Consider the following 25,429-nt stretch of genomic DNA (forward strand, 5'->3'; position numbering starts at 1 on the left):
CTTATTTCTTTTTTGCCGTCATCCAGCGCCTAGTTTTCCAACCTGACATGGCCGGACATGATAAATCCATACGCCATGTTTTTCCTCCCTGTCCGCCTATTCCAGATTCGTATGGTTTTTCCGCATCAGCTCTGTAGTCATATGCTTGATCTCCATCAGCTCCATAATCACCATATCCGTATACAGCAGCAGGGACTGCTCAAACCGGTTGCCCATGGGCTGAACGGTCTGCACCGTATTGTCGGGACGTTTCGTAGGCGCCTTCAGTATCACTGTAATGTCCGCAAGCTGCGCCAGGGTCGATTCTTTGTTGGTGGAGATCAGAATAACCGGAATACCTTTGGCCTTTACCCGCTTTGCCAATATGATATTTCCCTCTGTCTCTCCCGATCCTGAGCCAATCACCAACAGATCTCCCGGCTGAATGCTGGTAGTCACAATCTCTCCCACCACATTGACTTGATAGCCCAGGTGCATCAAACGCATAGCAAAACATTTCATCATAAGCCCTGCCCGTCCTGCGCCGGTGATAAAAATGCGGTTTGCCCTCTCCAGATTGTCCTTTAGGCTTTCCGTGTCCTCACGGCTGACCTCATGGATTGTCTCCATCAATTCTCCAAAAATTTCCTTTTCAAACCTCATTCCCATAGTGTCAACCTTCCTTTTCCATAATTTTTTTCATTTCAGCCGCAACTGTCTTCGGATCTTCCTGCTTCCTGATGCCGTTGCCCACAATGATTACATCCGGCTTTTCCTTCACAATATCAGAAATCGTAGACAGCTTGATTCCTCCTGCTACTGCCACCTTTGCAGTCCTTGCCGTTGCCTTTGCAATTCTCAGCTCCTCAAGGGGATTTGCATTTTTCGCCTTCTGCACATCCACGCCCATATGTACGCATACATAATCAGCGCCCAGCTTTTCCACCTCCGGAATCCTCTTTGCAATATCAGAAACACAGATCATATCTACCATAACCTCTTTGTTCACCTTGTGTGCTGACCCGATCACATTTCCAATGGTGGCATCATCAGATACTGCCAGGACAGTCACAATATCTGCCCCAAAGGAGTAGGCCATCCTGGACATATGGCCGCCGCCATCCATGATCTTCATGTCTGCCAGTATCAGCTTATCTGGAAAGGCCTGTTTTATTTCCTGCACGCCCTCCATTCCGAACCGGTATACGCAGGATGTACCAAATTCCACAATATCCACACTGTCATATATATTGCTGATAAATTCCTTAAATTCTGCAATCGTAAGCCCATCGGCCGCACCGTCCATTGCCATCTGTAAAAGCATTATAATATCTCCTCCTCATCTTCCTTTTCTGTTTCTTCCTGTTCTTTTTGATAGACCGTAATGCCCTCGCTGCCTGCATGGCTGGCTGCATTTGCAATCTCCTCCAGGTCTGTGGAGCCTGACATCACACCCATACACAGCTCTATCAGCATTGGAAGGTTTAAGCCTGTCATAATCTTATAGGAAAAAGCGCCTTTGCTCCCTTCCAGGATTTCCACAGCTCCGTTAAAGGGACTTCCAAAAAAGATATCGCAGATGCACAGAACGGTATCCTCCTTTTCCAGTTCTGCCAGGGCCGCCGCAAATTCCTCCTTGAAGCTCTCAATCCCCTGCTGTTCATCTAAGCATACTGCCCTTATATACTCCTGTTTCCCTATGACCATCTCACAGGAATCTTTGATTGCTGCCGCAAACCGTCCATGAGATACCAATATAACTTTGACCATAACCCATCCCTTTCCTAAATAATATGGAAAAATGCTAATACAAAGGTAAATAACATCAGAAGCAAGATCATCCTGACAGTTGACACTTTCTTCTTTGACATGATCCCATATACGGCAAATACCAGAAGCAGCGGTATCAGCTTTGGAAAGATGCCATCCAGAATGGACTGGACCTCTACCACATCCTCACCGCGGGGGATGACTAACTTTGTAGTAAACTTTATATAGCTTGCAGCAATTCCTCCCATCAGGATCACTCCCAGCAGAGTGATCGCTTCCGTAATCCTCTTTGCGGTCTCTCCCAGAAACAGATTCACTGCGTCAATTCCCAGATGATAACCGGTATTAAACAGGAACCTGCAGCCAAGAAATATAATCAGCGGATAGGCAATCATATAGAAAATCGGTCCCAGCGGGTTTCCTCCCTGGGCCAATGCAACGCCTATGGACAATAAGATCGGGATCATTACTCCCTGCACCATAGCGTCGCCAATGCCTGCTACCGGCCCCATAAGACCGATTTTTGTCGTCTTAATCAGCTCATCATCCACATCCTTTCCCAGTGCCTTCTGCTCCTCCAGGCCTGTGGTAATACCGAAAATAAGACTTCCCACCTGCATTTCCGTATTGTGCATATCCGTATGCCTCTGAAGGCCCTCGATCTGCCCCTGACGGTCATAATATTTCTTAAACAAGGGGATCAGCGCATATCCATACCCCATACCGTGATACCGCTCATAGCTGCTGCCCGCGTTGTACCACATCATATAACGATGATATAACGTATTTAACTCTTTTTTGCTCAATTTTTCTTTCGACATTACAGCACCTCCTCATCATCTGCTATCTCAACGTTCCCCGCTGCCAGCACGGTATTGCCTGTCCTATAGTATAAGAAGGCGATCACCCCACCAACAATCGTCAGGCCAATAATGTTCAGTCCCATAAAAACGATTCCGCAGAATCCAAATAAGAAAAACAGGAGGAACCACTTATTTCTCACGCTTTGGGTGAGAAGCGCGCACACACCTACAACCGGGAGAATGCCGCCCAGAGCCATAAGCCCTGTGGTGATGAAAGCCGGAAGAGAATCAATGAAATTGCCAACGATCTCCGAACCAACATACACTACCAGAAATGCAGGAACAGCCCTCAGGCAAAAGCCCATGATCTGGGGATAGACGATAAAGGTCCTTGTAATCCCTGGATAATCCAGCTGTTCAATCTTCTCGTCCTCCATGTGGTTAAAAACAGACGCAAAGGTTCTGAAAAACGTAATTGCAAATGTTCCGATAACCCCAATGGTAGATCCTACCGCCACTGCAGTACCTGCATCCATCTTAGAAACAAGGGCGATAGCAATAGCGGGATAGGAAATAAAGCCGATGTCTACGGGGAACGCACCTCCCGGTGTTACCAGCGCCAGATAGACCACCTGGAGCGCACAGCCTAACAGGATTCCCGTCTGGATATCCCCAAAGATAATACCGCAGATAAACCCTCCTACCAGCGGCCTCCCCAATGTGTAAAGCCCAATCGTAAAGCCATAGCAGGGCGTTGTATTGGATGCCAACCAGCATAATATCGCTACAATAAATGACTGTACAAAAAACATACCTCGTTCCTCCTTTATAGACCGTATTTCTTTCTCAAATCTGCCCAGTACTCCTTTGGATGAGTGAAAATGGGCTGCATTCCCACCTCCACTCCCAAATCCGTCAGGCGGCTGTAGATCTCCATCTCATCTCTCTCCAGATACAGGCCGCGCATAATGTTCTCTCCCCCTGCTTTGGAGCTGGTGGGCCCAACCTCAATGACTGGCGGCATTTTATATCCGGCATCTAGAAGCTTTCCGACCGTGCGGACGTTTTTGAAGATGACAAAATAGTTCTTTTCAGACCGCTCTGCCTCCGGAAGCTTTACCAATGCCTTCTCTGCCGTAAAGGCCAAAACCTTGATGTCTGGCGGAACCACATTTTTGTAAATTTTCTTCAACATTTCGTTCTCTGCGATCCCATCGTCCACAATCAATATTCCATTGCATGGATTTCTTCTGATGAGAGTGGTAATGGTCTGTCCATGAACAACCCGGTCATCTACCCTACAGTAAGTAATCATAATCCCCCTCCTATTCGCACCATCATTGTTTGATTTGCAATTTATTTATTGCAATTTTTATTATATTTTAAGTTTTCACATTTGTAAACTGTTATTTTATTGTGATTTTAACGATTTTATTTCGATTATCGCTAATTATTGCGCTTTTTCGCTCTCTATTTTGCATTTATAATTGCGTTTTTTTAATTTCTACCAAAATTTTTCTTGACTTTCCGGGCTTTCTGCCGCTATAATACTTCTATATTTTATGGTTTTTCATCTTTTATGCAATTTTACATATTACATTTCACAAATAAAGAATTTGCGTTTTGGAGGATTTTTTATGAACAGAAACAGCAAAGAACGTCAGGCAAAGATCATGGATCTTTTAAAAGAACAAGAGGTTGTGAAAACAAAAGAGCTGATGGAGTTATTCCAAACCACCTCGGAAACGATCCGGAAGGATCTGCTCCATCTGGAGAAGCTAGGCCTGGTCGAAAAGGGCCATGGATTTGCAAAAATCTCCCCCTCCTATATAGAGGCCCCTGTCACGATCCGCAGCCAGCTCAACAGCATGAAGAAAAACAGCATTGCGGAGACAGCCATCCACATGATACCAAACGGTTCTGTCATCTTCCTGGACGGCGGAAGCACCTCCTTTTCCCTCGCAAAGCTGCTTGTACAGAAGGACCAGGTAACTGTCATCACCACATCTCTGCCCATTGCCGACCTGATCACCTCCAAAACCTCAAACATCGCATTTTTGGCCAATGGTTTTGTGAAAAAAGGAGCCTTAACAGTGAAGGGGCCTTATACGGTAGAATCCCTGGCCCATTTTAAAACCGACTTTGCTTTTATGGGCACAAACGGCATGCTATACCATGACGGCGCCACCTGCAAAGATTACGATGATATCCCTATCAAAACGGCGGCAATCAATAATACGCAAAATGCCGTCCTCCTCTGTGACAGCCAGAAATTCTCTTCTGGAGCTATTATGGAATATGCAAAATGGGAAGATTTTTCCTATCTGATTACCGATACCGATGTATCGGAAGAAATAAAAACAAGGATCCGGGCCAAAACAAAGCTGATCCTTGCATCAGTTTGACTTGTATATAGAAGGGAATGCAAAAATTCATTGAATTGTGATGGATATAAACACGAAGCTGTCGCACATTAGTGAGACAGCTTCGTGTTTTATCAGTATTCTCAAAAGTCCATGTTACTTTAATCCATTTTCAGCCATATAGTCAGCCTCATACTTGGTCACGTATTCCGTTGCTGCTGTGGTATCCATGTAGTCTGCGATCAGCTTATTTGCGTCAATGTACTCATTCTTCCATGCATCCGTCTCTGATACGCTTCCGAGTACCTCACTCCAGTAAGCTGCAGCCTCATCACTCATGGCTGCCGGAGCTGCAACACCACGCCACACCGGAACCTCTACATTGTTGTAATCTCCCACCTCACTTAAGGTCGGAGCATCTGCCAGATTGCCGGTATAACGCTCATTCGCCAGTGCCAGGATCGGGATCAGGGAACCGGCCTCGACATATTCAGAGGCTGCTGCAGGTTTTGCGATCACAAACTCCACATGTCCGCCTAATGCCGCTGTGATCGCGTCACCGGTAGAATCATAGGTAATGTAAGTCAGCAGGTCTTCGGATACTCCCAGTTCTGCGATCAATGCCTGATAGGTAGCGATGTCATCACCCTTTGAGCCTCCGATTACTACCTTATTGCCTGCCTTTACTGCGTCAATGACATCTGCAAAGGTATCGTATTTTGCGTCTTTTCCCTTGAATAAGAGCTGCTTGTCCACTGCCATAACCGCAAGAATACGGAAATTAGAGGAACGGTTCTTGGTATTGGTCACCATTGGCATCAGATCGCCGCTATTGAAGGTCAGAAGCTGATAATCCGCATTCTTTTTCAGACCTGCCACTTCATTACGTCCTACCTCACCGGAACCGTCTGTCTTGTTTGTCACTACGATGGTCTGGCCATTGACAAGATTCTGGGCAGTCATAATATCGCTGATCTTACGGGTAAAAATATCCGATCCGCCGCCGGCGCTGGATGTACACATCCACTGGATTGTTTTAGTCGGAGTAAAGGTTCCATCCTTCACATCCTTGCTTCCGCCGCAGCCGGTCACCAGTACAGATGCTGCCATAACGCCTGCCATGATACCTGCTAAAAGTCTCTTTTTCATAATATAAACCCTCCATTTTTTATTTTCACAGTTTTTGTATTTTCAGGCTGCCGCACCTTTCTTTTTGGCCAGAACCGGGCGCAGGGCTGAAGCAAGAATAATCGCAAAGAAAATGATCATCAGCACACAGGTGATCGGTCTTGTAAAGAAAATGCTTAAGCTTCCGCCGGAAAGGATAAATGCCTTACGCATGTTGTTCTCCAGAAGCGGTGCCAGTACAAAGGATAACAGCATCGGGGCTGACGGGAAATTGTTCTTGTTTAAAAGATATCCCACAATGCCGGACAAAAACATTACAATGACACCATACATGGAATTGCTGGTGCTGTATGCGCCTACGATGCAGACTACAGTGATGATCGGGATCATGTATTTTACCGGTACGGACAGAATCTGGATCAGGAACGGAATAATACAGATCGCAACCAGTAAGGTGAAAATATTTGCCAGATACAGGGACGCGATCAGACCCCAGCAGAACTCCGGCTCGTTCTCAAACAGGAGCGGGCCCGGAGATAAGCCCCACATCATCAGACCGCCTAATAAAACAGCGCCGGTTCCGGATCCCGGAATTCCCAGTGCCAGAAGCGGTGCAAAGGCACCTGCAGCCGCTGCATTGTTTGCTGCCTCTGCTGCCGCAATACCCTCAATCGCGCCGGTACCAAGAGGCTCCTCACTCTTAAACTTTTTCTGGACAGCATAGCCCATGAAGGATCCTGTGGTTGCACCCGCTCCCGGAAGAACGCCGATGAAGGTTCCCATCAGTCCGGAACGAACCGCCGGCGGGAGCAGTCTCTTAAAATCATGTCCGGTCAGCATGGAACCGCGGATGGAAAGCTTCATCTCATTCTTTGCAGAACCGGCACGCTTCTCATTGTCAGAATCACGGTCGTTGATCAGCTTGATGACCTGCGCAAAGCCAACCGCACCAATGACAAACGGGGTAAACGGAATGCCGCCGAGCAGATGCATGCTTCCAAACTCATAGCGCGGAGCGCCGGACAGGGTATCCATGCCCATGCTTGCAAGCAGAATTCCAAAACAGGTAATGACTACACCCTTGATGGGATTTTCTCCGACCAGCCAGCTGATGGATGTCATGGCGATCAGCAGGATCGCTGTCATCTCGGACGGACCAAATTTCAGTCCCAGGTTTGCAAGGCCGGGTCCCATAAAGGTCAGGATAAACATGCCGATGGTGCCACCGATGCAGGAGGCCATGTTTGCGGTTAAAAGTGCCTGTCCGGGTCTCTTTCTCTTTGTTGCCATCGGGTAACCGTCCAGAGTGGTGCATACCGCAGGAGAATCACCCGGGATGTTTAAAAGAATTGCGCTGAAGCTTCCGCCGTACATATTGGAATAGTACAGGGCGCCCAGCATGATAATCGCCGTTGCCGGATTAAACTTGTATGTCAGCGGCAAAAGCAGTGCAACACCGGCCAGAGAACCAATGCCTGGCATTGCGCCAACAATCAGTCCAAGGACTGCTCCAAGCATACATACTCCAATGTTCATCGGAGTCAGTGCTGTGCCAAAGCCCTGGATCAGCATGGAAAAGTTTTGCATATTCCGTTTCCTCCCTACATAAAGTTTTCAAACAGTCCCCATGGGAACTGAACCTGCAGCCATCCGGCAAAAACCCCAAGCACAATGACTGCCACGATCGCTTCAATGATGATGATGTGCAGGATCGGGGTTCCCTTCTCAATCACCAGAAGCCAGAAGAGCACATACAGAAAGATCATCGGGATCATGCCAATAATGAAGCTTCCCGCGATCACACCTGCGCCGCCTGCAATAACCAGAAGCTCATTTTTGTTATACTGTGGTTTATCCTCCTCTTTCAGTGTCTGGAAGAATGCGGCCACACTGGAAATCACCATGACCACAGCAATGATGCTGGGAAAAAATCCCGCTTTCGGTTCCTTGTCCCAGAACCCCAGCTGCGTAAATCCAACCACTGCAAACACCACTCCCATCAGTGCCATTGCGATCGGGATCAGCTGTTTTGAACCAAACCTTTTCACCTTGTTCTACCTCCTCTTACTCACATCCTGCTTCGGATGTCCTGATAAGCATATAGAAAGCAAGGCTTGTGCCATGTCGCTGTTATTTGGGCTATTTTTTGTAAAACATTGTTCAAAGTGCCAAATTCCATTGTGATTTTGTTCAATTTGGCACTCTGTTTCTTCGTTTTCACTCATCACTTTGTCCTGATCTGTTTCTTTTTTCTCAATTATGTTTCCATCTCCTTTGTTACGTTTCATGTTGTTTCATTTTAATTCGCATCGTTTCATTGAAATAAAAAAAGAATGTGCCTTGGCACATTCTCGCGCCGAGGCGCGGTTGCTTCGGCAACCATCTGCCTTTGCGCCGAGTGCGCATCCTCGCGGAGCGTTTTTGTATGATAGGACGCAATTTCCTATCATATGAAAAAGGACCCCTTTCGGAGTCCCCTTCCTATATGCAATACAAAATTTTACCGAATGGCTTTGTTATTTTGCTGCAACAGCTGCCATGGTAGCACACTGTTTTACAGCATTCTCAAACGATGCCGTTGTCACCACACCTTTTCCTGCAATGTCATAAGCAGTTCCATGTCCGCAGGTAACAATCGGGATTGGGAAGCCGCCTGCAACGGTAATACCTCCCTCGAAACCAATCAGCTTCAGCGCGATCTGGCCCTGATCGTGGTACATGGTAACCACGCCGTCAAATTCCTTCTTAACCAGAGCCTTGTGGAACACGATATCAGACGGATATGGGCCGGTAGCATTGATGCCTTCCTTCTGTGCCCACTCGATAGCCGGACGGATGACATCAATTTCCTCGCGTCCGCAGTCCCCATTCTCACCGCAATGCGGATTCAGCGCAGCAACGCCGATCCTGGGATTCTCAATTCCTGCTCCAGTCAGGGTCTTATAGGAAAGACGGATTGCCCGCTTAATGCGAAGTCCGTCATTTTCACGCAGATCTGCACTTACCTGGGAAATCGGAATGTGGCTCGTGGTTCTGGTCGTGTAAAGACCGTTGGTCACATTGATTTCGCCAAATGGATCTGTGTGTCCCAGAAGCTTTGCAAGATAATGATGCTCACTCTCCAGGGTCAGTCCTGCATCATGCATGCCGGCTTTATTTAACGGCCCAAAGACATAGCCGCCAATCTTGCCTGCCTGCCATAATTCCACGCCAAGCTTCAGCATATCCAGGCATGCCTTACCGCTTACTACAGTCTTAGCTCCAAACGGAACCTCCGCAGGATCCACATTTTTCTGATCCAGCACCGGAAGTCCCTTCTCCCAGTCTGCCTCTTCTGCCTCGGATATCACCTGAAGCTTCACCTTATCCTTTGCCCCGATCACCTCAAGCGCACGCTCCAGCACCCGGAGATCTCCGATCACGATCGGCTTACAGTACTGCTCATAAAATCCTTCTGCTGCACACTTTGCCACAAGCTCCGGACCAACACCGGCAGCATCTCCAAGAAGCACACCAATCACTGGTTTTGTTGCCATATCAAATACCCTCCTTTTTCCTTAAATGCACTGATATTTTTTTGCATTTATGTTCTGACCATATAATAAGCAAGGTATATGCCAACCTGGCGCATCCGGCTGTTTTTTTCTTTTTGCAGGTATTGTGCACCTTTTTACCGCGTTTTTTTCATACTTCAGACGTTCTCTTTTCCTGCAGTCTGTTTCATTTCCATGCAGTCGGTTCACTCTTCCCCGTTTTTATGTTTCATATTTTCATATACTTTTCTTTTTGTTTCTTTTTGTTTCATTCATTTTGCGCTTACCGGTTACTGGATCCAGTCACCGCGATAGGTCTTTACGCCGTTTTCGGTGGTCCAGAGCTTGTATGGATAAGTCCGGCCCTGTAAAGCAGGGTCACATGGATAGGTTATAACAGGACCGTCGTTATCGGAAGCTCCGGGCAGAGTTCCCGCTGACTGATTTCCGTCACTGTTTTCGGATACCCCAAGCAGTTTTCCCGCAAAATAGCAATCGGTCAGCTGCACATCTGAATCTTTATCAGCCTTACCGACCAGGCCTCCGACTCCGCCTTTCCAGCCTTTTCCTATATCGTATATACTCGCTGTGCTGAAGGAGTTGGAGATTGCCACAGGTCCCTGCAGCCAGCCTACCAGACCTCCCACCGGCCGCTGGCCTGTAATACTTGCTCCGCCTGTCAGCGGGTCTGCTTCTGCAGCACTGGCATAAGACTGGTTTCTGCCTGCAACATAGCATTCTGTGATCTCTGCTTCTGCCTTCTGGTCCGGACCATAGGCAATCTCAAGGTGAGCAATCAGGCCTCCCGTTGCATCACTGACATATCTGCCATCCAGAAATCCTGAAAAAACAGACTGCCGGATCTTCATGCTTTTTCCGATTCTGGCATGGCCGATCAGGCCTCCGACCGTTTTTCCGTTATATTCATATATTTTGTTGATCAGGGCATTCTTTCCGTACACATACACATGATCCAGTTCCAGCTCTTCCACATCCGCAGATGCTACTGCACCACCAACATCACCATTGTCACCGTTCGTGGCGGTGATACACATATCGTCTCCGTAAATGCGTATATTCTCTAAACGCACATAGGTGTCTTTTGCGGAATTTCCCTTTGCAAATGCCAAAATCCCGGCTGCAGTTCCATTGCCCTTTACCTGCAGATTCTTCATACTCAGATCCTGAACCTTCAGATGCGTGTTGGATAAAATAAATGCGGATGCATTGCCCCATTGCTGTTTATAATGCTTCTGGATTCCAATGTTCAGTCCCGCGATGGTATGATGGTTGCCATTATATAATGTAAGATCCGGATTCTCGATACACTTGAAGCTGCCGGCTTCGGTATAGCCCTGACTGTCATAGTCATGAAAAACCTGAACCGGCTCACCCGGATACCGTTCTTCCAGCTCATCGCAATATGGCGCAGTTTCCGCAAGAACCGGAGCATCCGGATCCTCATCCTTCCTCCAGAGAATATTATCTGTCTGCTCTACAGTCGTAATCTGGAATTGTTCCCTATTGTAAAAGCTCAGATTGATCAGATGTCTGGCACTAAAAACCTCTGCGGTATGCTCGTGAAGCTCCCCGAAATAGCTGTTTACCGTAATGCTGCCGGGATCTGAAGGAGCCGGGATCACATTTTTTTCGCTGACCGTTACCGTTGCATCCTCACCGGCCCAAAAGCCATTCCTCAGGTTTTGATAGCCCATCTGCAGAAATTCCTTGCTGTCCAAGAAAAAGCGGACCTGCAGCTGCGACGTTCCGGCTTTGCTGATGGCAAAGCGGTGATCTCCTCCGGGAACAGAGTCCTTATAATCCCATTTCCATTTGATGGCGCTGTTATCCGGATTCTCTCTTAATTCCAGGATATCTCCCGGATTGCTGTTTCCGTAATATTTGAAATCGTCCGGGTTTTCGCCGATCTTTAAAATAACATAGGTTGAAAGCCCGCTGGATTTTCCATAAACAGAGAAAATCAAATACTTCGGCTCTGTCCCTTCCGGCATGTCTGTCACATAATCCACCCACAGCTCATTGCCATTATGTTCTTTCAGTTCTCCGGATGGCTGTGCCTGAACCTTGAACCAGTCTCCCACATGCACACGCGCAAATTTAAAGATCTGCCGGGTGCTGATACTGCCTTCACCGGTGTCATTACGGATGGCACTGCTGGTTTCCGGATCCTCCTGCATCAGCTGGAGCACGGTCGGCATGGGGTAGGTGCTCTCCTGTGTTGTGTCATATGGGAATGCCTGCTTTTTACTGAAGGAAGCATTCTCGGCAAAATAGCTCTCAAGCTGATTGGAATTTGAGTACTCCAGGATCTGTTTTCCCTTTACTGTACCGGCATTTTCTCCTCCGCTTACCACTGATGAGGTATAGCAATACGAAAAATCAGATGCTTTCTTTCCGATTACGCCATCATCCATGCTCAGGTTTCCGTATTTTGTTACGAATGCAGTCACGTCTGCTTCGTCCGGGGCATACATCCCTCCGGACCAGACAGATGCTGTCACGTAGCTTCGCTTCACAGCGCTGCCCTCCGGCAGGACTGCCGCAAGTCCTCCGGCAAGCCCCCGGGCGGAGACAATATTATAACGTCCCTTTGCCGTGTTGAAGCCCTCTGTCCCCGGATACAGCTCCGTCAGGCATTCCTGATTTCCGGTATGTCCGGCCACATAGCAGTTCTGGATCAGAACCTGCGCAACCCCATTATCCGGTGTATTCACCTTTGCGACGAGTCCTCCGGCAAAGGACTGCGCCTCCACATAGACCGATGCCGCACAGCCTGACAGGGTCACATTTCCGCCGACAGAGCCGATCAGACCGCCTGCCGCTCCTGCTTTAGCCTCAATCTTAAATGCTTCGGCCTGGTCCGGCCTGGTCTGATCTATCGAAGAAGGCTCCTTCACTCCGGAACGATAGGTGTTTGCCGCCATAACAGATTTCACAGTCAGCACCGTTCCCCGGAACGCCCCGACCAAGGCTCCGGCATCTGCAGGTTCCAATACGGTACCGCTGCCCTTTGAGGTGATCACCGGATACTGCACCAGCACATTTTCCACGGAAATTTCAAGGGATGGTGCATCTGTCTCCTTCTTTCCGCATCCGATCAGCCCTCCGGCATGGTCATCTGCAGTGATAACCGGATGCACCACCTTTAAATCGGTCACCGTCAGATTCTTCGACACGGTTCCAAAGCAGCCGCCTGCCCCCGGTGTATTTACGACAAGCTCACTGATCTTTTTGCCATTTCCCTCATAGACCAGATCAAATTCCGGCTCCAGCGGTGCATAACAGCCCGGAGCTGTCCCGGTCCACTCCTCCGTCAGAACCTCTCCCTGTTTCTTGTATATTTTGTAGTAAACAGGGATGTTATCAGCCGCCTGGACCGCCGATGCATGGCTGCTGTGAATTTCACGCACGACGGCACTCCGGTAATCTGTCCAGGACATATCTTCGCTTTGCGATACCACATATGCGCCCGGCTGCTCTGCCGGAGAGCTCAGTCCCAGCTTCTGCTCATTTGCTGCCGGATGGAAATCCGAAACCCGTCTGTCCAGATTTTCCAGGTGCCGGATATTGGAAACCACGATTTTGCCGTTGGCAACCTTCTGAAACAGGCTGTTTGTCTGGCACACCGGACTGGCTGCCTTATTACCGCTTTCGGTCACTGCTTCCGCGTAAATGCAAATATCCTCTCCCGGGATCAGCGCAATGTCATTTCCTCCATGATCCGATCTCAGATCGCCTCTCAGATCCGCAAAGCGCGCGCCCTGAATCGAAATATCATCCAGGATCACATCATAGACACTGCCGGCTCCCTTCGTAAGGACACGTTCATCCTGCGTAAATCTGTTTAAATCGATCCAGCCCTTTGCTCCGCTCGCCGCACCCTCAACCCACAGCTTTAATCCGTTCACACCTGACGGAGTCTCTACTTCCGCATATAAAACATCTTTATTATAAACGGCAACCTTCATTTCCATCTGCTCCGGCTCTTTCCTTTCCGGCTCAGCCAGAGAGGCTCCTGCATAATATCCGACTGCTTCCCCATAGAAACGCTCACGTCTTTTTGGATCTTCGGTAAGCCCGGACAGCTCTGAAAATTCCGCTGCGGTTCCCTGAAAGATATAGCGGTCAGAGTACCACACTTCCCGGACAGCTCCTGTCCCGGGGGCATAGACGATCAAATAGCTGCCATCCGTGCGGACTGTCTCATCGATGGAGCCAAAGGGAAGCAGACGCGCCCGTATCCCTTCCGTTGTATTGCCTGCGCCTTCGCCCGGCTGATACAAAATACAGTACAGATCATCTGCATCTGCTCCGGTGCTTCCGGTAATTGCAGTCAGCGCAATTCCGATCTTGTCCGCCGAAGCATTTGATTCCGTTTTCAAAGTACCGTTTGTATTTTCTGTGTCATTCCCACCATACTGATGCAGAAGGCGCTCCATGACTCCGCCGGATTTTGCCAGACTCAGATTATTCTGGGCTGCCAGGAAAATTTCCTTCGCGGTGCGGTCCATCTCCATGCGCCGCAGACTGCTCTGATAGCGGATCGCCGCAACAAAAGAAACACCGGCAAGAATCAAGGTGATTGCAATGACCACCAGAAATTCCGCCAGTGTAAACGCTCCGCTCCTGTGTTTTTTTGTATATGATCTGTATTCCATCTCTTTCTCCTCCGGGAAAGCATTTTTACTCATCCTGTCCTTCCAGATTCACCGCACGCACAACCAGTTCGTCCAGATGTGCCGCAGGCTCACGGCCCGCATTTGCAGCATCACGCTTGTAGTAGACGTTGATATCCTCCAGTATAAAGCAGCTGTCCGCATACCGGTATTGGTCCACATCAAAGCTTGTATAGAACAGCCCGCCCATGGCGCCATCCGAGAGAAGCGGCACCTTTGTATCGTCACTCAGATACGCTTTGCAGATGCCGGCCCGTTCTTCCCCGGCGACCTGATATGGCACAACAGAAAGACGCATCCAGTCTCCGGTCTCGCCACTGAAAAATTCAGGACCGCAGTCTCCGCCGGACCTCACCTGCTGCGCCTCGGACAAAACATCGGTAATCAGCTCCACCGTAGTGGCAAGTACCTGCTGCGCCTCGGCTTTTTCCGTGGTTTTGCGGTACGCATCTTTTACCGCAGCAACACCGCCGGCAACCGCCACCGCAGACATGGCAAGAATCAGCACTGCCGCCAGCATCTCCGTCAGGGTCATACCTGCCCGGGAGCGGACACAGCGCCGCACTATTTTATTTTTCACTGTCTGATACCACTGCCTTTTCATGCGTTCTGCTCCATATGTTCCTGTCCTTACTGCCTGCTGTAACGATAATCGCTTTCTGTCTTCTGCATTTTCTCCTCAGCATCGTCCGGATCCTGACCGGAATACAGGCTGACCGGATACTCTCCCACATTCATGGTCCCGTTCCTGTGCGCGAAGCCGATCACTTTATGATTTACGCCTTCCTCCAGGCGGAAGATGAGGTCTGCCTTCGTCTTATAAGCGCCGGAATCTGAATCCGCAGAATCCTCCAGCTCCAGCCGGTTCCGGCCGGCATAATACCGGTTTATGATCTGATCTCCATCTGCCAGCATCCTCCTCGCCGCCATGAGTGCCGAGGCAAACATGGTAAGCGCAAGAACGATCACCAGCACAGAGACTAAAAGCTCCGTCAGGGTTTCTGCCCTGCGGGACTGTAATTTCGCACGATATATTCGGAATAAATGCTGCCGCATCGGCCTCACCTCCTGTTTTCCGGATATTATTCTCCATCCGGATGTGTCCGCTCGATCAGGCCCCGTTCCCAGCAGATGGTTGTAACACGGGTCGTGGTCGTAATCGTCCACTCCTCCTCCACATCTCCATCCGGGCCCGTTCTTTCGTAATCCTTTTCCTCCACGGTTTCCTCGGTCTCTGTCTTTGCCGGAATGGTCAGCTTCCGCTCACAGCGGTCCTCTTTCCTTGTATCATCCGTCTGTGTATCAGAAAGAATGGCTGTGATATGATAGTCCGAATCCATCGTCAGCTTCACCCGTGCCTCGAGCTGATCGTAATACTGTGTGCTGCCCTTTTTCCTGACTGACATCAGAAAATCCTTTTCTGCCTTCTCCTGCTGCGGCGCGTTTTCCTCATCCTGCTGCAGGGTACGGTACAGCTCCACCACACAGGCATCGATCATATTCCGGGCAGGATCCAATGCCGTTTTGTCGGAATACAGATAGGTCAGGGTCGGATAGACTGTGGACTTATTGTCTCTGCTGTCCTCTACCCTCACATCCGTGATCGTGATCTTGTTTTGGCTGTCCCTCATCTCATCCCGCAAAAACGCGGCTGCCGATTCCACCGCAAAGCGCTTCTGGTCTGTTTCGGGAAGTCGCTGCATCTTCCCGGCAGAGGCAGAGGCCGCTGCCAGAATGACTGACGCTCCGACTCCGCACAGTACAAAAAACAGGAGCGCAGCCGCCAGGCTTGCGCCCGTTTCACTGCCAAGCACTGTATAAACACGTGGACGGCGCTTTCGCTGCCCACCAGATTGTCTGCCTGCCTTCTTCATGCTTTATTCTCCAAGTGCTGCCTCTGCCGCGGTTTCCAGATCAGAGCGCTGCAGATCTGACAGATCCGCATTCGCAAGTCCGCCTGCCTGTTCCTGCGGTGTCTCCTCGGCCGGCAGTCCCTCCAGGCTGTCCGCGCCTACGGTGGTCTCATAGTAGGTCATATTGAAGGAAAGGGATACGCGCCCTTTCTTAAGGTCCGCCATCTGATTCGCAAGTGCGCTTGTCATGCTGTTTATGCTGACGTCATGGATCATGCTGCGGTACGGTCCCTGCAGGATCTGACGCATCAGCTCTGCTGCCGCATCATAATTTTCTGCCTCACAGTACACTGCAATGTTGCGGCGTACACCGGTTCCATCCACCTCAGGCTCCGAGAAAGTAAACGAAAACTCATAGGCGTGGCCGTACACCTCATTGAGCTGTTCCAGCTCCTGCTTGAAATTGTTGTAGGAAGGAACGACCGGCGCGCCGGAGGCCCGGTTTTCGTCAATCTCCGCCTGCATGGTCTTGATCCTGGAGGCTTTCATCTGCTCCAGGGCCATCTCATCCTCCAGTCCGGCTGTATCAGCTGCCCGGATGCGGTCCTGGATCGGCGTGTAAATTTCTACATACCAGCCGGCCAGCAGCACCAGCAGCGCAAGGAGCACAAGAACCAGCTTCTGTGTTCTTGTCAGTACATATTGCATTAAGAATCTCATCCGTTTTCTTCCCCACTCTCTCCAGGAACTTTAAAGTAAACTGTCACATGTGCCACCACCCTTTTATTGAGCGCCAGTTTCGTACTAAATGCAGCGGCGGCGTTCGCATCATCCGATGCTTCCAGAGATGCCGTCACATAGCGGACAGACTCATCCTCCTCAAGCTTTCTTACCAGCTCCGCAAGCATGCTTCCGCGCTCCAGCTCACAAAGAAACTCCACATGATCATCCACGATCGAGACAGCCGGAATATGCCTGCAGAGCGGGAATACCCGGTCCTTTATGAGAGCCGTGATTTTCAGCCGGTCCGGGATCTGGCGCTCCTTCTCATTCTGCCAGGCACTGCCATAGTGGGCATATGCCTCCTGCACCTCCGGCATGACGCTGTTTGCCTGCTTCATGGCAGCCAGCTGCTTCTCCATGCGCTGATAATCCTGCTCCACGCGCTCTGCCTCCTGAAGCGGCATGACGATGCCCACCTGGACAAAGCCATATAAAAAAACCAGAAATACCGCAAACGCAGAGAGCTGCGCCGCGATTACGCGTTTCTTAAATTCGCGCTGATACAGATTGATCCGCTTTTTGCTCGGGTATTTCGGACCGCCAATCTGGATATTCGCGATAGTTTTTAAATCAGCCACGATATACCTCCTTAATCAAGCAGCACGCCAACCGTCTGCGGACTGTCTACCCATTCCGGGCTGTTGTTTCCCTCTGCATCAGGAAGAAGTTCGCCTATGCTTTTTACCGGAATTTCCACCGTTTCCGCAAGCTCGCTGATCAGGGCCCGGTATCGCGCGCCTCCTCCACAGTAATAAAGCGTATCGATGGTATTATCCGCATTGTTGAAGCTATAGAAGTTCAGGACACGCATAACCTGTACTGCAATGCTCTGATAACGGTCCTGCAGGTGCCTGTCGATCGCTTTCTCACTCTGTGCTGTCCAGAATGCATCTTCCGCATCCATATCCAGCTCATCCAGCCTTGTCCTGTCACCCCGGTGCAGCCGTTCGATTTCCTCGCAGCCCGGTTCCATGGTACGGGTAATGTCATAAATCCCTTTTCGGAAAAAATGCACGCGCAATGCCTTTGTTCCAAGGTCAACCACCGCGAAATCCTTATCCCGCTCCCCGTTCTGCATATGCTCCAGAATCCGTTCCAGACCCACCACGGAAGGAACAAGTCCCACCAGCTTCAAATGCGACAATTTGGCCAGCTTCTTAAGCTGTCCGCAAAGCTCTTTCCGGCAGGCAGCCGCCAGAAGATCCAGCTGCTCCTCCGTCCGTTCGATCACTGCATAGTCAAACTGATACGCCCCCAGCTCCTCTCCGATATAGTCGTGGAACTCATAGGGAAGATTCAGCTTCAGCTGGTCCGTTGTCATCAGCGGCAGCCTGCAGCGTTTTACATAGGTATCTTCCTGACGCAGCGCAAACACTACATTTTTGCAGCGAATGTTATTTTCGCGCAATACATCCTGTATAAACTCCGCATATAATTTCATATCCGTAAGCGTATCATTATCCAGGCGGACCGACACATATTTCTTCAGCTCACCCCGCTCCATATATGCAATTTTAATGCGGTAATGTCCAATTTCAATTCCCAAGCAATTTTTCATCGTATGTACTCCGCTTAAAATAATCCGGTATACCACCGGGTCATAACGTCTCCATATAGTATCATCACAAAGCACGCCGCCGCGATTGCCGGTCCAAACGGAAGCCGCTGCGATTTGCGCAGTGCCGCGAGCCCGAGTCCAAGCAGGCAGCTTAAAATCAGATAAAACAAAAGCTCCCAGGCTGAATTCAGATACAGCCCGGTCATAAAAAACAATTTGATATCCCCGCCGCCAAGGCTTTCCTTTCCGGTCAGCCGGTCAAACAGAAGGGATAAAAGCAGCATTCCGCCGCCAAGCACCGTTCCAAAAAGCAAACCATGCAGTATACGGGACACCGGTTCCGGCAAAAGGAAGGCCGTCAGCAGAAACACCAGACAGCCCGCTATCTGCAGCCGGTCCGGAATGATCCAGCCATGAAGATCAGTCAGAGCCATGGTCAGAAGGATCAGACCGAGAAGAACGCCCCGCAGGCTCATGACAGACAGGTCAAAACGGTAAACGATCAGGCAGCAGCCGATTCCCGCAAGCAGCTCGGTGAAAAAGCACTCCGCCGGAACCTTTGCGCCGCAGTAGCGGCATCTGCCCTTTAAAAAAAGCCAGGAGAACAGAGGCACCAGGTCCGGCGCATTCAAAACATGGCCGCAGCTGTCGCAGTGGGAACGTCCGGCAAGGGCCGACTCTCCCGATAACAGGCGCATGGCCAGGCAGTCCGCAAAGCTTCCCAGGCAGCAGCCCAGAAGGAAGGTGATACAGAGGATGTAGGCTGTGAGGCCAAAACTGATATGTAGCATGATATTCTCCCAGATTATGAAGCTGTTTTGTATAACATCTTTTCGAGATTGGACGGATTCTTTTCCTGTCCTGCAGCGCCATTCTGATTTTTATAACCAGAATACATTCTGCTGATGAATTCGCCTTTTTCGTTGTAGCCAACCTCAATGATGATCCAGTCCCAGCCGTTTTTATCTCCGTTACTGTGCGTGCGCAGGGCCACTGCATCCAGACCATATGCCTTCAGGATATTCTCCACATCCTTGTTATAGGTCCAGTCATGATCCACGGTATGACCGTGAACGGTAACGCCTTTATTCGCACCGCACCACATGCCTTTTACTGTTTTTCCGTTGTCGCGGTAAGCCTGAGGTGCGTATTCTGTTGTGCCGTTGCAAAGCATGACCCATGTACCGTATCCGTTGGCACTGGTGCTTTTGGGAACCTGAATTTCCTCGTTGTTATAGGCCAAAACCAGTGCTGACTTAATTTTCCTGGCTGTATCCATGTCCACTGCACGTCTCGCCTTCTCGCGCTGAGAAGCAAAAACCGGAATGCTGATCGCCACCAAAATACCGACGATGGCAACCACTACGAGGAGTTCAGATAAGGTAAATGCCTGATTTTTTCTGTTTTTTATCATAAAAAGCTCCTCCCACTGGCTCATTTTCTTCCATATAGTAAAGAAAGGATGGGAAACCCCATCCTCTCGTCCACTGTATGTGGTTTCTATTAGTTGGCCGGTGTAACCGGATATAAGTCAACAGAATCTGATGCCTTTGTACCTTCTGCTGGTGTAACTTTCACATAAATTTCTTTGTAAATCTTATCCTTACTTACATCATCAGTATTTACAACTACTGCAGTTCCAGTGCACTTATCTTTACTCTCAGAAGAAATCACACCTGAATCAACCTCATACTTATAACAGCTCGGTTCAGTACCTCTTGTGTTTTCATCACTTAAGTACTCAGCCACTGCAGCTGCTTTTGCTGCTCTTAAGTTTGCGTTGTTAGTTGCTCTTCTTGCTTTACCAAGCTGTGCGGTAAATACCGGTACAGAAATTGCAACCAGAATACCCACGATTGCTACTACTACCAGCAGCTCTGCCAGGGTAAAGCCTTTTTTGTTTCCACGAATCTTCTTGAATAAGCTTTTCATGTTTTGAGTCTCCTTTTGTAAAAGTTTTATTATTGATCGAAGGGGAGCCTTCGTTTCAAACGTGTTGCATACCGTTTTTCATCACATCAGATCATACATGGTGAAAATCGGAAGGTAGATCGACACCACAATGAATCCCGCGAAGATGGACAGCAGGATCAGCAGCGTCGGCTCCAGCATGGCGAGGAGTCTCTGGATCCGGAAATCGGCTTCGTTGGTGTAGTAATCCGCTACATTCTCTAACGTATCCTCCAGCTCACCGGTTTCTTCTCCTACCGCGCACATATCGATCATGGTCTGCGGAAAATGCTTCCTGCCCTTCAGACAGTCTGTCAGGGTACGGCCCTGCTCAATGGTTCCGCGCATGGCCTGGACCTCGTCCCGGAACAACGCGTTATCCATGACCCTGGCTGTGGTTTCCACGGCCTGGTCCAGCGTGATGCCTGCTGCCAGAAGAACGGACATGGTATTGGCAAACTGCGCTGCGGCGTTCATCTGGTTGATGATGCCCACTAACGGCAGTGATAACGCTATTTTTGCCTTCCGGATTTTTCCGTCCGGTGTCTTTGTGTACATGCGGAATGCAAGAATAAAGACAGCCCAGAACGCGATCATGACCAGCCACCACGCAGCGAAGAAGTCTGACGCGCCGATGAGCATCCGGGTCATAAGCGGAAGCTTTCCTCCCAGATCCTCAAATACATTGGCCAGCGTCGGGACTACCTTGGCCATAACAATGATGACGACCACTACTGCGATCGCAATGACAAATATGGGGTAGGTGAGAGCGCTTTTGATTTTCTCTGTAGTCTTATAAGCCTTGTCGTAGTATTTGTGCAGCCGTTCAAAGGACTGATCCAGGGTACCGGACTGTTCGCCTGCCCGGATCGTCTCGATAAAGGTAAGCGGAAAGCGTTCCCGGTGCTTCTCCAGTGCTGCAGCCACGGTGCTTCCTGCTGCAACCTCTGTGGCTGCTTCCGCCATGACCCTGCGCAGACGTTTATCGCTGCACTGCCCCGCCAGCATCTGCATGGAACGGGATATGGACATTCCTGAGCGAAGCGTGATGGCAAACTGAGAACAGAGAATGGATAAATCCTTGGTCCTGATCTGCTTATTACCAATTTCCATCTGCAGCAGGCTTGTCTGTTTTTTCTTTTCAGCCTCGCGGCTGATGCTTAGCAGTACCGGATAGCTGTCCCGGACCCTGGTTGCGTCAGCCGTTTCTGTTTCTGCCTGGAGCACACCGCGGACTTCCTTTCCGTCTCTGCCGAGTGCCCGATATGAAAAAGTCGGCATATCTCAACCTCCAAGCGCATGTCTTACAAGGTTATGAAGAAATTCTTAATAGCCTTTCAGATTTTCATTCTGATTTTATCATCTTACTATTTCGTTGTAAAGAAACACTTATTTCTGAAGCGTTATTGTACTAAATAAAATACATTAAATTATGACAAATACGCTGTCTTTTATGACAAATTATTTGTTTTTTATTTCATAACTTATTTTAGCGTAACAAAAAGCTCTTTTGCAGCTCGGCCGGATCATACGCAGATTCCATTGCAGTCTCCGGCATGATCACGCCGCGCTGTGCCAGCTCAAGCAGGGAATGGTCCATCGTAACAGAACCATCCTTTGCTCCGGACAGCAGATAGCTCTGCATCTGCGGAGTGCGGCCGTCCCGGATCAGATTCCGGATCGGAGTCGTGATCATCATAAGCTCGCAGGCTGCCACGCGCCCCTTCCCTTCGGCACGCGGTACCAGCTGCTGTGCCAGAACTGCTTTCAATGTCATGGACAGCTGCAGACGGATCTGCGGCTGCTTATTTTCCGGGAACACTCCTACAATCCGGTCGATGCTGTCGACTGCAGAGTTTGTATGAAGGGTAGAAAAAACCAGGTGCCCGGTTTCTGCCGCCACCAGCGCGGTCTCGATGGTTTCCGGCGTCCGCATCTCACCGATCAGGATCACATCCGGGTCTTCCCGCAGGGATGCGTAAAGCCCATGCTCATAGTCTTCTACATCCACGCCCACCTCACGCTGGTTAATGATGGCCCGCTGCGGGGTATACACGTACTCGATCGGGTCTTCCAGGGTGATGATGTGGACGGGTCTTGTCTGGTTGATCTGATCCAGAATGGCTGCCAGAGTAGTGGACTTTCCGCTTCCGGTTTCACCGGTCACCAGAACAATGCCCTTATTCAAGTGTGAAAACTGGCGCACGGCATCCGGCAGTCCCAGCTCCTTTAGTCTTGGGATGGTATTGCTTAACAGGCGCAGCGCAGCGGAAAGCGCACCCTTCTGGCGAAACAGATTGATCCGGATACGCCGTCCTGCAAGCGTTGCGGAAAAATCCAGCTGGCCGATCTGGTCTATCCTTCTGACATGTTCCCCTGCCAGCTGTCTTCCAAGCTCCTCGCAGTCCTCGTAAGACAGGGGTTCGTCTGTCAGGCTGCGGATCTGGCCGTCAATCCGGCATTTTGGCGGCAGGCCCGCAATCAAGTGCACATCTGAGGCTCCCTTTTCTGCTGCTATTGCAATCAGTATTTCTGCGGTATATCGATACATATTCGGATTGTTCCTTTCTTTTCCTGTTTAGAAGATGGACAGCGTTCGGATGATTTCGTCCACGGTTGTAGTTCCATTGTCCAGAAGCTTCTGCGCATGCTCTGACATCGGGATATACGCGCTCTCCCTTCTCGCAGCCTCCATAAAGTGCGGCCGGTCTGCTCCTTCCATAATGCAGCGGCGCAGACCTTCCTGGATCACCATAACCTCAAATACACCGATCCGTCCGCGGTAGCCGGAGCGGAAGCAGTGGTCACAGCCGGCTCCGTGCCAGTAGATCCGGCCTGGAATATCCGGTATTTTCGCAAGCTCCAGGGCTTTCCTGGGCGGCACGATCTGCTCTCTGCAGCTTGGACAGATGCGGCGCAGCAGACGCTGGGAAATGACACCGCGCAGGCCTGCCGCGATCAGATAAGGCGGTACGCCCATATCACGCAGCCGGTCAATGGCGGAAATGGCATCCTCGGTATGGATCGTGGTAATGACCAGGTGCCCGGTCATAGCAGCGCGCATGGCGATCTCTGCGGTCTCGCCGTCCCGGATCTCACCAACACAGATGATATCCGGGTCCTGGCGCAGGATAGAACGCAGACCGGAAGCAAAGGTCAGGCCGACCTTTTCGTTGATCTGCACCTGCGTTGCGCCTTTCATATGATACTCCACCGGATCCTCCAGCGTGATCAGGTTTGTCCGGTCGGAAAGCAGCTCACGGATCAGGGTATACATGGTAGAGGATTTACCGGAACCGGTCGGTCCCACGATCATGATCACACCGGAAGTCAGGCCCAGCAGCTTGTCGATCTTGGCATCCTCAAGCGGCGGGATACCGATACCGCGCCGGTTCAGGGTTTCCTCATTTCTGCGCAGGATACGGATCACCACCTTTTCGCCATAGATCGTCGGCAGCGTGGAGGTTCGCATATCCAGCTCCGTTTCTTTTACGGAAAGGACTGCGCGTCCATCCTGCGGGATCCGCTTTTCCACGATGTCCATGTGAGACATGATCTTCAGACGAGATATCACGGAATCCTTCAGCTCTCCCGGAATGACCATGATGCGGTGCAGCTGGCCGTCAATACGCATGCGGACGATCAGCTCCTCCTGCGTCGGTTCAAAATGGATATCGGATGCATTCTCCGTATAGGCCCGCTCGATGATGGAATTGACCAGGCGCACCATCGGGGTTGCGTTTTCCTGACTTTCAGATGACCGGGCCGCTGTCTCCGTTTCCATGGTGGCCGCATTCTCCGCACGGATCTGCGCCATGGCCTGAGCTGCTCCTTCATTGCCATAGAGCACGTTGATGGCATGCTGTACAGCCTGTTCTGAAGCGATCATCGGCACAATCCGCTTCCTGGAAGTGCGCTGTGCCTCCTCCACCGCCATAAAGTTGAGCGGATCTGCCATGGCCAGAAACAGCTCCTCCTTCGAGCAGCGCACCGGTACAATGCTCATGCGCTTTGCCAGATTTTTCGGGACATACCGGGACATCTCCGGCACTATGTCCACCTTGGTCAGGTCAATATATTCAATGCCAAGCTGCATGCGAAGAGCATCGATCAGCTGCCGCTCCGTAATAAAGTTATGCTCGATCAGAATAGAGCCCAGACGGCCTTTTTCTCTGGATTGGAATTCCAGGGCCTGCTTTAACTGCTCCTGTGTGATCAGTCCCATTTCCAGAAGCATATCACCTAATCGTTTTGTACGCATAGTTTCTCCTTCCTGTAAATCAGATATCCTATTTCAAATCCGCCAGGCACAAAAGGCAGATCCCTGCACAGCCGGGAATCTGCCCTTTTACTCATGGTAGTATCTCTGTGTTCTGTTTTATACTGCTGCCTTAATCGCTGCCAGCAGCTCCTCATAGGTCTCGTACGCCGGAAGATCCGGATTGTCGTTCTTGATCTGATCGGTGCTCTTAAAGAGGAAGCCGGCCTTGCTGGCGCGGATCATGCCAAGGTCATTGTAGCTGTCGCCGCTGGCAATGGTCTCAAAGCCGATGGACTGCAGCGCCTTGACAGTACTGAGCTTGGACTGCTCAATGCGCATTCTGAATCCGGTGATCTCGCCGTCCTCTGCTACTTCCAGCTCGTTGCAGAAAATGGTTGGCCAGCCCAGCTTTTTCATGAGCGGCTTTGCGAACTGGGTGAAGGTATCGCTGATGATGATTACCTGTCCCAGCTCCCGGAGCTCATCCAGAAACGCTCTTGCCCCCGGCATCGGATCGATCTTCTCGATGGTTTCCTGGATCTCCTTCAAGCCAAGTCCGTGCTCCTTTAAGATTCCGAGACGCCATTTCATCAGCTTGTCGTAGTCCGGCTCATCGCGGGTGGTGCGCTTTAACTCCGGGATGCCGCTGGCCTCAGCGAATGCGATCCAGATTTCCGGTACCAGAACTCCTTCTAAGTCTAAACAGGTAATAAACATCTTTTCATCCTCCAATTTCATGTTTTTTGTTCCA

General features: G+C 50.2%; 26 protein-coding genes. 1 reads left to right on the top strand and 25 read right to left on the bottom strand.

Annotation, left to right across the window (positions count from 1 at the left end):
• Nucleotides 1-96: 96 nt before the first annotated feature.
• The 6 genes from hxlB to DW922_RS12210 are packed head-to-tail and all read right to left on the bottom strand — an operon-like array spanning nt 97 to nt 3,867.
• Nucleotides 97-648 carry a 6-phospho-3-hexuloisomerase gene (hxlB, locus tag DW922_RS12185; RefSeq protein WP_118726703.1) on the bottom strand — a complete coding sequence of 184 codons (552 nt, stop codon included), beginning with the start codon at nt 646-648 and terminating at the stop codon, nt 97-99.
• 4 nt (nt 649-652) lie between these two features.
• Complete coding sequence (hxlA, locus tag DW922_RS12190) at nt 653-1,303, bottom strand: 3-hexulose-6-phosphate synthase (RefSeq protein WP_118726704.1); 651 nt, start codon at nt 1,301-1,303, stop codon at nt 653-655.
• Nucleotides 1,303-1,749 carry a PTS sugar transporter subunit IIA gene (locus DW922_RS12195; RefSeq protein ID WP_118726705.1) on the bottom strand — a complete coding sequence of 149 codons (447 nt, stop codon included), beginning with the start codon at nt 1,747-1,749 and terminating at the stop codon, nt 1,303-1,305. The genes hxlA and DW922_RS12195 overlap by 1 nt, the downstream gene beginning before the upstream one ends.
• A gap of 14 nt (nt 1,750-1,763) precedes the next feature.
• On the bottom strand, nt 1,764-2,570 hold the full coding sequence (locus DW922_RS12200) for a PTS system mannose/fructose/sorbose family transporter subunit IID (RefSeq protein WP_118726706.1): 807 nt from the start codon (nt 2,568-2,570) through the stop codon (nt 1,764-1,766).
• A complete protein-coding gene (locus tag DW922_RS12205) occupies nt 2,570-3,364 on the bottom strand; it encodes a PTS sugar transporter subunit IIC (protein ID WP_118726707.1) in 795 nt (264 codons plus the stop codon). The genes DW922_RS12200 and DW922_RS12205 overlap by 1 nt, the downstream gene beginning before the upstream one ends.
• A 14-nt stretch (nt 3,365-3,378) precedes the next feature.
• Nucleotides 3,379-3,867, bottom strand: a complete 489-nt coding sequence (locus tag DW922_RS12210; protein WP_118726708.1) for a PTS sugar transporter subunit IIB — start codon at nt 3,865-3,867, stop codon at nt 3,379-3,381.
• Nucleotides 3,868-4,189: 322 nt separating this feature from the next.
• On the opposite strand from DW922_RS12210, the gene DW922_RS12215 reads away from it, so the two are divergent.
• A complete protein-coding gene (locus DW922_RS12215) occupies nt 4,190-4,957 on the top strand; it encodes a DeoR/GlpR family DNA-binding transcription regulator (RefSeq protein WP_177304132.1) in 768 nt (255 codons plus the stop codon).
• 114 nt (nt 4,958-5,071) lie between these two features.
• On the opposite strand, the gene DW922_RS12220 is transcribed toward DW922_RS12215, so the two are convergent.
• From DW922_RS12220 to thrH, 19 genes are all read right to left on the bottom strand, one after another.
• Nucleotides 5,072-6,064, bottom strand: a complete 993-nt coding sequence (locus tag DW922_RS12220) for a tripartite tricarboxylate transporter substrate-binding protein (protein WP_118534056.1) — start codon at nt 6,062-6,064, stop codon at nt 5,072-5,074.
• 42 nt (nt 6,065-6,106) lie between these two features.
• Nucleotides 6,107-7,630 (bottom strand): tripartite tricarboxylate transporter permease, encoded by a 1,524-nt coding sequence (locus DW922_RS12225; RefSeq protein ID WP_118726710.1) that lies wholly within the window; start codon nt 7,628-7,630, stop codon nt 6,107-6,109.
• Between the two features lie 14 nt (nt 7,631-7,644).
• Nucleotides 7,645-8,091: a tripartite tricarboxylate transporter TctB family protein gene (locus DW922_RS12230; protein ID WP_118721064.1), complete on the bottom strand. Its 447-nt coding sequence runs from the start codon at nt 8,089-8,091 to the stop codon at nt 7,645-7,647.
• Between the two features lie 6 nt (nt 8,092-8,097).
• On the bottom strand, nt 8,098-8,331 hold the full coding sequence (locus DW922_RS12235; RefSeq protein ID WP_118726711.1) for a hypothetical protein: 234 nt from the start codon (nt 8,329-8,331) through the stop codon (nt 8,098-8,100).
• A gap of 228 nt (nt 8,332-8,559) precedes the next feature.
• Nucleotides 8,560-9,579, bottom strand: coding sequence for a 4-hydroxythreonine-4-phosphate dehydrogenase PdxA (locus DW922_RS12240; protein WP_118726712.1), 1,020 nt, complete (start codon nt 9,577-9,579; stop codon nt 8,560-8,562).
• Between the two features lie 287 nt (nt 9,580-9,866).
• On the bottom strand, nt 9,867-14,255 hold the full coding sequence (locus DW922_RS12245) for a type II secretion system protein (RefSeq protein ID WP_147353380.1): 4,389 nt from the start codon (nt 14,253-14,255) through the stop codon (nt 9,867-9,869).
• A 25-nt stretch (nt 14,256-14,280) separates the two neighbouring features.
• Nucleotides 14,281-14,877 carry a prepilin-type N-terminal cleavage/methylation domain-containing protein gene (locus tag DW922_RS12250; protein ID WP_118726714.1) on the bottom strand — a complete coding sequence of 199 codons (597 nt, stop codon included), beginning with the start codon at nt 14,875-14,877 and terminating at the stop codon, nt 14,281-14,283.
• Nucleotides 14,878-14,903: 26 nt separating this feature from the next.
• A complete protein-coding gene (locus DW922_RS12255; RefSeq protein ID WP_118726715.1) occupies nt 14,904-15,329 on the bottom strand; it encodes a hypothetical protein in 426 nt (141 codons plus the stop codon).
• 26 nt (nt 15,330-15,355) lie between these two features.
• Complete coding sequence (locus DW922_RS12260; protein ID WP_118726716.1) at nt 15,356-16,147, bottom strand: hypothetical protein; 792 nt, start codon at nt 16,145-16,147, stop codon at nt 15,356-15,358.
• Between the two features lie 3 nt (nt 16,148-16,150).
• Nucleotides 16,151-16,846 carry a hypothetical protein gene (locus DW922_RS12265; RefSeq protein ID WP_118726717.1) on the bottom strand — a complete coding sequence of 232 codons (696 nt, stop codon included), beginning with the start codon at nt 16,844-16,846 and terminating at the stop codon, nt 16,151-16,153.
• Entirely contained in the window at nt 16,843-17,487 is a 645-nt protein-coding gene (locus DW922_RS12270) for a hypothetical protein (RefSeq protein ID WP_118726718.1), read from the bottom strand. Before DW922_RS12270 ends, DW922_RS12265 begins: the two co-directional genes overlap by 4 nt.
• Before the next feature lie 11 nt (nt 17,488-17,498).
• On the bottom strand, nt 17,499-18,467 hold the full coding sequence (pilM, locus tag DW922_RS12275; RefSeq protein ID WP_118726719.1) for a pilus assembly protein PilM: 969 nt from the start codon (nt 18,465-18,467) through the stop codon (nt 17,499-17,501).
• Between the two features lie 14 nt (nt 18,468-18,481).
• Nucleotides 18,482-19,258 (bottom strand): A24 family peptidase, encoded by a 777-nt coding sequence (locus DW922_RS12280; protein ID WP_118726720.1) that lies wholly within the window; start codon nt 19,256-19,258, stop codon nt 18,482-18,484.
• A 14-nt stretch (nt 19,259-19,272) separates the two neighbouring features.
• Nucleotides 19,273-19,881 (bottom strand): prepilin-type N-terminal cleavage/methylation domain-containing protein, encoded by a 609-nt coding sequence (locus tag DW922_RS12285; RefSeq protein WP_118726751.1) that lies wholly within the window; start codon nt 19,879-19,881, stop codon nt 19,273-19,275.
• Nucleotides 19,882-19,970: 89 nt separating this feature from the next.
• Nucleotides 19,971-20,399 carry a type II secretion system protein gene (locus DW922_RS12290; protein ID WP_118726721.1) on the bottom strand — a complete coding sequence of 143 codons (429 nt, stop codon included), beginning with the start codon at nt 20,397-20,399 and terminating at the stop codon, nt 19,971-19,973.
• Nucleotides 20,400-20,480: 81 nt separating this feature from the next.
• Complete coding sequence (locus DW922_RS12295) at nt 20,481-21,698, bottom strand: type II secretion system F family protein (protein WP_118726722.1); 1,218 nt, start codon at nt 21,696-21,698, stop codon at nt 20,481-20,483.
• A gap of 208 nt (nt 21,699-21,906) precedes the next feature.
• On the bottom strand, nt 21,907-22,968 hold the full coding sequence (locus tag DW922_RS12300; protein WP_118726723.1) for a type IV pilus twitching motility protein PilT: 1,062 nt from the start codon (nt 22,966-22,968) through the stop codon (nt 21,907-21,909).
• Between the two features lie 27 nt (nt 22,969-22,995).
• Nucleotides 22,996-24,678: a GspE/PulE family protein gene (locus DW922_RS12305; RefSeq protein WP_118726724.1), complete on the bottom strand. Its 1,683-nt coding sequence runs from the start codon at nt 24,676-24,678 to the stop codon at nt 22,996-22,998.
• A gap of 117 nt (nt 24,679-24,795) precedes the next feature.
• Nucleotides 24,796-25,395, bottom strand: coding sequence for a bifunctional phosphoserine phosphatase/homoserine phosphotransferase ThrH (gene thrH / locus DW922_RS12310; RefSeq protein WP_118534050.1), 600 nt, complete (start codon nt 25,393-25,395; stop codon nt 24,796-24,798).
• Nucleotides 25,396-25,429: the final 34 nt, after the last annotated feature.

Source organism: Clostridium sp. AM42-4, assembly GCF_003480105.1.
In the GTDB taxonomy this organism is placed as follows: Bacteria; Bacillota; Clostridia; order Lachnospirales; family Lachnospiraceae; genus Brotaphodocola.